The 7,588-nt window shown below is 67.9% G+C and carries 7 protein-coding genes; 5 read left to right on the top strand and 2 right to left on the bottom strand.

Annotated elements, in window-relative coordinates:
- Window positions 1–41: 41 nt before the first annotated feature.
- The gene (locus tag B4F19_RS10265; RefSeq protein WP_292725614.1) at window positions 42–1,604 is read right to left on the bottom strand and encodes a molybdopterin-dependent oxidoreductase; all 1,563 of its coding nucleotides are present in this window, start codon (window positions 1,602–1,604) and stop codon (window positions 42–44) included.
- 100 nt (window positions 1,605–1,704) lie between these two features.
- Here B4F19_RS10265 and B4F19_RS10260 point away from each other — a divergent pair, with 100 nt between their 5' ends.
- From B4F19_RS10260 to B4F19_RS10245, 4 genes are all read left to right on the top strand, one after another.
- Window positions 1,705–3,381, top strand: coding sequence for a circularly permuted type 2 ATP-grasp protein (locus B4F19_RS10260; protein ID WP_292725616.1), 1,677 nt, complete (start codon window positions 1,705–1,707; stop codon window positions 3,379–3,381).
- The gene (locus B4F19_RS10255) at window positions 3,375–4,307 is read left to right on the top strand and encodes an alpha-E domain-containing protein (protein ID WP_292734633.1); all 933 of its coding nucleotides are present in this window, start codon (window positions 3,375–3,377) and stop codon (window positions 4,305–4,307) included. Before B4F19_RS10260 ends, B4F19_RS10255 begins: the two co-directional genes overlap by 7 nt.
- Window positions 4,304–5,149, top strand: coding sequence for a transglutaminase family protein (locus B4F19_RS10250; protein WP_228178390.1), 846 nt, complete (start codon window positions 4,304–4,306; stop codon window positions 5,147–5,149). Before B4F19_RS10255 ends, B4F19_RS10250 begins: the two co-directional genes overlap by 4 nt.
- 124 nt (window positions 5,150–5,273) lie before the next feature.
- Window positions 5,274–5,819: an OsmC family protein gene (locus B4F19_RS10245; protein WP_292734630.1), complete on the top strand. Its 546-nt coding sequence runs from the start codon at window positions 5,274–5,276 to the stop codon at window positions 5,817–5,819.
- Between the two features lie 9 nt (window positions 5,820–5,828).
- On the opposite strand, the gene budA is transcribed toward B4F19_RS10245, so the two are convergent.
- On the bottom strand, window positions 5,829–6,545 hold the full coding sequence (gene budA / locus B4F19_RS10240; protein WP_292734627.1) for an acetolactate decarboxylase: 717 nt from the start codon (window positions 6,543–6,545) through the stop codon (window positions 5,829–5,831).
- Window positions 6,546–6,631: 86 nt separating this feature from the next.
- Between budA and B4F19_RS10235 the strand changes: the two genes are divergently transcribed.
- The coding region (locus tag B4F19_RS10235; RefSeq protein WP_292734624.1) for a glycerate kinase at window positions 6,632–7,588 on the top strand (957 nt) is incomplete at its 3' end.

Below are 7,588 nucleotides of genomic sequence, written 5' to 3'. Positions count from 1 at the left end.
ACCTCACGAGACACAACAGCTAGCCGGCGTGAGAGCGTCGATCAGGCGACGTTGGCGATGATGGTGTGCCAACCGGTCGCACCGTTCGGAGCCGGCGGGGCCTGATCGGATGTCTGCGTTTCGCCGTTGACGTTCGTGGCGCGGCACCGGATGGTGTGCTGACCGGCATCCGTCGCGTTCCACGGGATGCTCCACTGCACCCACGTGTCGTCGGAGATCGCGGTGGCAAGCTCTGCCTGCTGCCACGGGCCGTCATCGATCTTCACCTCGACGCCGGCTACCCCGACGTGCTGCTGCCACGCCACGCCCGCGATGACGGTCTGGCCGGCGGGCACGGTGACGCCCGAGCGGGGCACATCGATACGGGACTGCAGCTTGATGGGGCCGAGTTCCGACCAGCCGCGCGGGGTCCAGTAGCCCTCGGCCTGATCGAACCGCGTGACCTCGAGATCGACGACCCACTTGGTGGCCGATACGTATCCGTAGAGCCCGGGTACGACCATCCGCACCGGAAAGCCGTGCTCGGGCGGAAGGGGCTCGCCGTTCATGCCGATGGCGAGAATCGCATTGCGATCGTCAGTGAGCGCCTCCAGTGGCGTCCCCGCGGTGAACCCATCGACCGACGTCGACAGCACCATGTCGGCATCCGCCGTCGGGCGAGCCCGGGCGAGCAGCTCGCGGATGGGGTAACCCAGCCATACCGCGTTGCCGACGAGGTCACCGCCGACGTTGTTCGAGACGCACGTGAGTGTCGTCGTGCTCTCATCCAGCGGCAGCGCGAGCAGTTCGTCCCAGGTGAGTTCGACCTCTTCCTCGACCATGCCGTGGATGCGAAGACTCCACGTCGCAGGATCGACCTGCGGAACCACCAGGGCAGTGTCGATGCGGTAGAAGTCGGCGTTCGGCGTGATGAGGGGCGTGATCCCCTGGATGTCGAGCTCGGCGCCCGCGGGTATTGGCGGGGCGGTCGTCGCGGGCGCAGGCAGCTTCAACGCGTCGCGCACGGTCGTCACCGCTCGCGCCCCGCCGCGTGCGATGTTTCCGGCGACTGCCGCAATAACGCCGACCGCGGTTGCGCCGCCCATCCACACGAGTGCCTGGCGGCGGCTCGGTCGAGTGTCGGCATCCGTGTCGGTGGCCTCGTCATCGCGCGCCGCACTGCGCCGCAGTACCCGGATGAGGTAGTGCAGCGCAAGGACCGAAACGACGCCTGCGATGACCGAGGGAAGCCACGCGATCCCGCTGGCATCGCTGCGGGTGAGGGCGACGACAGCGCCCACGACACCGAACGCGCCGAGAATGACCAGGCCCCACGGGGGCTTGCGCAGCTGCAGGATGCCGGCCACTCCCGCCAGCAGCACGAGGACGATTCCGATGCCCGTCAGCAGAGCGATCTTGTCGTTCGTCCCGAACAGGGCGATCGCGAGGTCCTTGCCCCACGGCGGCGCGGCATCGATGATCGCCCCGCCGATGACGGCGAACGGGCTGGATGCCGGAGCGAACAAGACCGCCGAGAGTTCTCCCAGGCCCGCACCGAGGATCGCCGCGGCGGCTCCTGCGAGAGCGGCGACGGCGGTGTCTTGCCTGCGTCGGGTGTCACCCACGTTCCCGAGGCTAACCGCGTTCGGAGGGGGTGCGGCCCGTCCGTAAGGAATCCGAAAGAAGGAAACACCCGTGCAACACGGCCGCGACTAGGCTCGACCCATGGGTGACCTGTTCGACGGATACGGCTCCACCGCATCGACGCGGAAGACCTCGTCGGGCGTCCCGCCCTTCGATGAGATGTTCGCGTCAGCGCCGGCAAAGGATGGGTCGGCCGAGTCGCGGCGGGCGTACCGCGAGCTCTACCAGGCGCTCGCGCAGATGACCCAAGAGGAGCTGCGCGGCCGCACCGATTCGCTTGCGAGTTCGTACCTCGCGCAAGGCGTCACGTTCGATTTCGCGGGTGAGGAACGCCCCTTCCCGCTGGATGCTGTGCCCCGTGTCATCCCCTACGACGAGTGGTCGCGTGTGGAGGCTGGAGTCTCGCAGCGCGTCCGGGCCCTCGAAGCGTTCCTCGATGACGCGTACGGTCGGCAGCACTGCGTGCGTGACGGAGTGCTGCCAGCCGCGCTCATCGCGTCCTCGCAGTACTACTACCGGCAGGCTGCCGGGATTCACAGTGCCAACGGAGTGCGCATCCAGGTCTCGGGGATCGACCTCATCCGTGATGAGCACGGCGAGATGCGCGTGCTCGAAGACAACGTTCGTGTGCCATCCGGCGTGAGCTACGTCATCTCGAACCGGCGGGTGATGGCCCAGACGCTGCCCGAGCTGTTCGTGTCGATGCGGGTGCGCCCGGTCGGTGACTATCCGAACAAGCTGCTGGGCGCGCTTCGTGCCTCGGCGCCCCCGGGCATCGAGGACCCGAACGTCGTCGTCCTCACCCCCGGTGTCTACAACTCGGCGTACTTCGAGCACACCCTGCTTGCCCGGCTCATGGGCGTCGAGCTCGTCGAAGGCCGGGATCTCGTATGCATCGGCGGCAAGGTCTTCATGCGCACGACCCGTGGACCGCAGCGCGTCGACGTGATCTACCGTCGGGTCGACGACGACTTCCTCGATCCGCTGCAGTTTCGCGCCGACTCCATGCTCGGAGCTCCCGGCCTGCTGCTGGCAGCGCGCCTGGGCAACGTCACGATCGCCAACGCCGTGGGCAACGGCGTCGCCGACGACAAACTGCTCTATACCTACGTGCCTGACCTGATCCGCTACTACCTCGCCGAGGAGCCGATCCTCAAGAATGTCGACACGTGGCGCCTCGAGGATCCGAACGCGCTCGAGGAGGTCCTGGACCGTCTCGACGAGCTCGTGGTTAAGCCGGTCGATGGCTCGGGCGGGAAGGGTCTCGTCGTCGGCCCGGATGCGTCGCCCGCCGAACTTGAGAAGCTTCGCAAGCGCCTGCTCGCCGACCCGCGCGGCTGGATCGCCCAGCCGGTCGTCATGCTCTCGACCATCCCGACTCTCGTGGAGGACGGGGTGCGGCCACGGCACGCAGACCTGCGTCCGTTCGCCGTCAACAACGGCGACGAAGTGTGGGTGCTCCCGGGTGGTCTCACCCGCGTGGCGCTGCCGGAGGGGCAGCTCGTCGTCAACTCGAGCCAGGGCGGTGGATCCAAAGACACGTGGATCGTCGGCGGCGATGCTCCGCCGCACGTCGAGTACGGGCAGGGTCACGGTCTAGCCGGGCTCGTCGCCGATCAGGCGTCGGTCACCGAGGCGATCCCGATCATCTATCCCGAGCAGACCGAGCCGACGCACTCGCCACAGGATCGTCCCCGCACGCACACCGAGCAGCAAGAGCAACAGCAGCAGCAGGCCCAGGATGGTGCGCCATGCTGAGCCGCATCGCCGAGAGCCTCTTCTGGATCGGACGCTACATCGAGCGCTCGGACGGCACTGCCCGCATCCTCGACGTGCACCTCCAGCTCCTGCTGGAGGATCCCTGGATCGACGAAGACACCGCGTGCCGGTCGCTCCTGAGCGTCATGGGCTCCGTTCCGCCCGATGGGATGGAGTTCGTCGGACGCGACGACGTCCTGCAGCGGCTCGCTGTCGACCGCATGAACCCGTCGAGCATCGCCTACTCGGTGGCATCCGCCCGTGAGAACGCTCGTCGGGCACGTGAGATCGTCTCAACCGAACTCTGGGAGTGCCTCAACACCACCAATTCCCGGATGCCGCGACGCCTGCAGACCGACAAGGTGCACGACTTCTTCCAGTGGGCTCGCGAGCGCGCCGCGCTCGCCGTGGGAATCGTCGACTCCTCGACGAGCCGTGACGAGTCGTGGCAGTTCTTCACGCTCGGTCGCAGCATCGAGCGGGCCGACATGACCGCTCGGCTCCTTGCCACGCGGTCGCTGACCGAGGCATCCGGGCCGTCGTGGACGACGATCCTGCGCTCGTGCGGCGCGTACGAGGCATACCTGCGCACCTACCGCGGCATCCCGAGCGCGCGCAACGCCGCCGAGTTCCTGCTCTTGGATCGCCTGTTCCCGCGCTCGATCATCTACTCGATCCAGCAGGCGGAGGGGTGCATGTCGGCGATCGACCCGCGTGCCGACCGCGTCGGGCACTCCAACAGCGTGCTGCGGGCCCTCGGCCGGATCCGCAACGAACTCGAGTACAAGCCCGTCGCCGACATCCTCAGCGATCTTCCCGAGGAGATGGAGCGCGTGCAGGTCGTCACCCGCGAGGCGTCGGAGGCGATCCGCCAGCGCTTCTTCCCGACGCAGGCTGAGCCGAGCTGGATCGGAGAGATCTCATGAAGCGCCTGCGCATCGAACATCAGACGGCCTTCGCCTACCAGGGGGATGTCTCGGCTTCCTACAACGAGGCGCGGATGCTGCCGGGTTCCACCGACAGCCAGTTCGTGCTGAGCGCGTCGCTCGATATCGAACCGTCGACGTCGGTCAATCAGTACGTGGACTACTTCGGTACGCGCGTGACCTCGTTCGACATCCTGTCGCCGCACGCCTCCCTGACTCTCACCGCTCGCTCCCTCGTGGAGGTGCGGCCGCGTCCGCTCGAGCACGCAGACATGACCTGGGATCAGCTGCGCCGGGAGGCGGCGCGTTCGGTGGAGGTCGTCGAGCAGCTCGGGCAGACCTCGCGCACCAAGCCGCATCCGGAGGTTGCGGAGATAGCCCGGGCAGTTGCTGCGCAGCACGATCAGCCGGGCCAGGCCGCCCACGCTATAGCGATGGCTATCGGGGATGCCGTCGAGTACGTCCACGGCGTGACGGGCGTCCACTCCACCGGGGCTGAAGCGTGGGAGGCGCGCAAGGGCGTCTGCCAGGACATCGCGCACATCGTGTTGGGGGCGCTGCGTGAGGTCGGCATCCCCGCCCGTTACGTCTCGGGATACCTGCACCCGAATGCCAACGCCGAGGTCGGGGTGCCCGTCGAGGGAGAGTCGCACGCCTGGGTGGAGTGGTTCTCGGGATCGTGGGAGGGCTTCGACCCGACCAACAACACCGAGATCGGAGACCGTCACGTGCTCGTAGGACGCGGCCGCGACTACAACGACGTGCCGCCTGTGCGGGGCGTGTACGCGGGGCCCTTCAAGAGCGACATGTCGGTGAAGGTGACGATCACCCGCGAGGCGTGACCTGGGTGAAGGAGTGTTGCGTCGCGTGACGGCGGCTGACGCGGTGTGACGGTATATGACCTCGCGTGACCCTGCGTTTCGGACTGAGTTCGCTGGATGCGTTGACCGGGACTACCGTCGCGTCATGACAACTCTCGCCCCCACCTCCGAAGACCTTGCTGTCGAGCGCGCATCCCGACTGGATGCTGCAGCATCCGCCTGGGGATCGCGGATCGACGCCGACCGCACGGCCGCGCACCTCACCTATCGCGTCCGCGGTACCGGCGAGGGAGCCGTTGCGACCCGAATCCGTGCCGGCGGACACGAGTTCGTGATCGACGAACCTGCCGCGCTTGCCGGTGACGATTCAGCTGCAAGCCCCGTCGAGTACGCGCTCGGCGCGATCGCCGCGTGTCAGGTGGTCGTTTTTCGCCTCTACGCCCACGCCCTCGGCATTCCGCTGGATCACATCGAGGTGACTGCTGAAGGCGACCTCGATGCCGCGCGACTGTTCGGCAAGGACGAGACGGTGCGCCCCGGCTTCTCTGCGGTGCGCGTCGCGATCGACGTGGGCGGCACCGCGAGCGCCGCCGACTACGAGCGCCTGCGCCAGGTCGTCGACGCCCACTGCCCCGTCCTCGACCTGTTCGCCAATCCCACGCCGGTCACGACATCCGTGACGGTGCGCTGATCGACCTCCTCAGGACTCGGCCCGGTCGACCTGTTCGCGCAGGTCTTCCGGGTCGAGGTTTGCCCGGGCGAACTCGGGGGTGCGGGGGAGTTCGAGGTGGAGATCGGTTCCCACGCACACCTGCACCCTGCCGCGCAGTATGACGTGATCGAGCACGTGTCCGCCGCTGCGGCGCTCATCGAGCAGCACGTGCGCGTGGTAGCCAGGAACTGACAGACCTTCCTCGAACGCCGGCGTTCGAAAGCCCACGACGGTGCCCGAGACATCGGTGAACTCCGTCACCTTCTGCTCTGCCGTTGCCTGCACGAGGGGGCGGTACGGCTGTTGCTGCACGTGGACGGCACGCACCGTCATCCGCTCGTAGACGCCGTCCACCCGCACCGCGTACATGTAGTTGGCAGAGCCGAGCCTCTCGTCGATGAGTGCCGTGAACTCTGCCCGCGTGTGCCGCCCGGTGATCTCGAAGCTCAGGTGAGGCTTGAAGCGCGTGACGACGGCGTAGGGCACCCCTTCGCCATCGGCGGCCACCGTCGCTGTGCCGTCGTCGCGGATGCGGTAGCAGGTGTCGTCGAGAAGGATGAGCTCGCCGTCGAGGCCTTCGAAGGTGCCGATTCCGAAGTCGCCGCGGCGGCGAAGGCTGCCGACGGTCGTCTCGCCATCGTAGACACCGTCGAGAAGCGCCGCGATGACGCTCGTCTGATGGATGGTGTGGCGCGCGGTGGTCACGCCTCGAGGCTATCGGCGGGAGGTGTCGCTGGTGTGGGGTTGCGGCGCGCAGCTACCGCGCTCGCGAAGATCCGTAGACTCGCGGCGTGACCGTGAAACGGCGCATTGTGATCGCGCCCGACAGCTTCAAGGGGTCGGTATCGGCGCGGCGTGCAGCTGACGCGTTGGCGCGGGGCTGGGGCCGGGCAAGGCCCGACGATGAGGTGATCGTTCGTCCGATGGCTGACGGCGGCGAAGGGACGCTCGACGCGTTCTTGGCGGCGATCCCCGGCACCACGCTGCGGCCGATGCGGGCGACAGGCGCTGACGGTGAGCGCCATGACAGCGCGTGGGTGCTCGTGCCTCCGGAGGGTTCGTGGGGCGGCGCTACCGCAGTCATCGAGTTGGCGTCGACCTCGGGAATCGAAGCGCTACAGGGTCGTCTGCGTCCCTGGGATGCTGACACCACGGGGGTGGGCGAGGCGATCGTCGATGCGATGCGAGCCGGCGTATCCCGCATCATGGTCGGTCTCGGTTCGAGTGCCTCCACGGACGGCGGGGCCGGGATCCTCCGCGCCCTGGGTGCACGCATCCTTGATGCGGATGGCGAGCCGATCGCGCCGGGCCTTCGCGGCCTCAGGGATGTCGCGAGCGTCGACCTGTCAGGGCTCGCCTCCCTGCCCTCGGGCGGCGTGATGGTGCTCGCCGACGTCGACACTCCGCTGTGCGGTCCTCGGGGCGCTGCCGCTGTCTTTGGCCCTCAGAAGGGTCTGCGTGACCACGAGATCGCCGAGGCTGATGCGGCGCTCGCGGCGTGGGCTGCGAAGATGGGGACGCCGCCGGACGTGCCGGGCGCGGGAGCCGCCGGTGGAGCCGGGTTCGCTATGCACGTCTGGGGTGCGAAGATCGTGTCCGGCGCCCGCTATGTGGCCGAACTCATCGGACTGCCCAGGCTCCTTACGCCCGACACGATCGTGGTCACGGGTGAAGGCGCCTACGATCGGGCGACAACGGCCGGGAAGGTGCCGGAGGTCGTCGCCCGGCTGGCGCAACGCACCGGAGCA

Origin of the sequence: Microbacterium sp. UBA1097 (genome assembly GCF_002313585.1) — a bacterium.
Lineage (GTDB): Bacteria > Actinomycetota > Actinomycetes > Actinomycetales > Microbacteriaceae > Microbacterium.
Note: the sequence above shows the minus strand (reverse complement) of the source record. Positions and strands in the feature narration are given on the sequence as shown.

Bases quoted from the DNA above. Each gene is read 5' to 3' on its own strand.
- B4F19_RS10260 (WP_292725616.1), top strand. From the start codon at position 1,705: ATGGGTGACCTGTTCGACGGATACGGCTCCACCGCATCGACGCGGAAG.
- B4F19_RS10255 (WP_292734633.1), top strand. From the start codon at position 3,375: ATGCTGAGCCGCATCGCCGAGAGCCTCTTCTGGATCGGACGCTACATC.
- B4F19_RS10250 (WP_228178390.1), top strand. From the start codon at position 4,304: ATGAAGCGCCTGCGCATCGAACATCAGACGGCCTTCGCCTACCAGGGG.
- B4F19_RS10245 (WP_292734630.1), top strand. From the start codon at position 5,274: ATGACAACTCTCGCCCCCACCTCCGAAGACCTTGCTGTCGAGCGCGCA.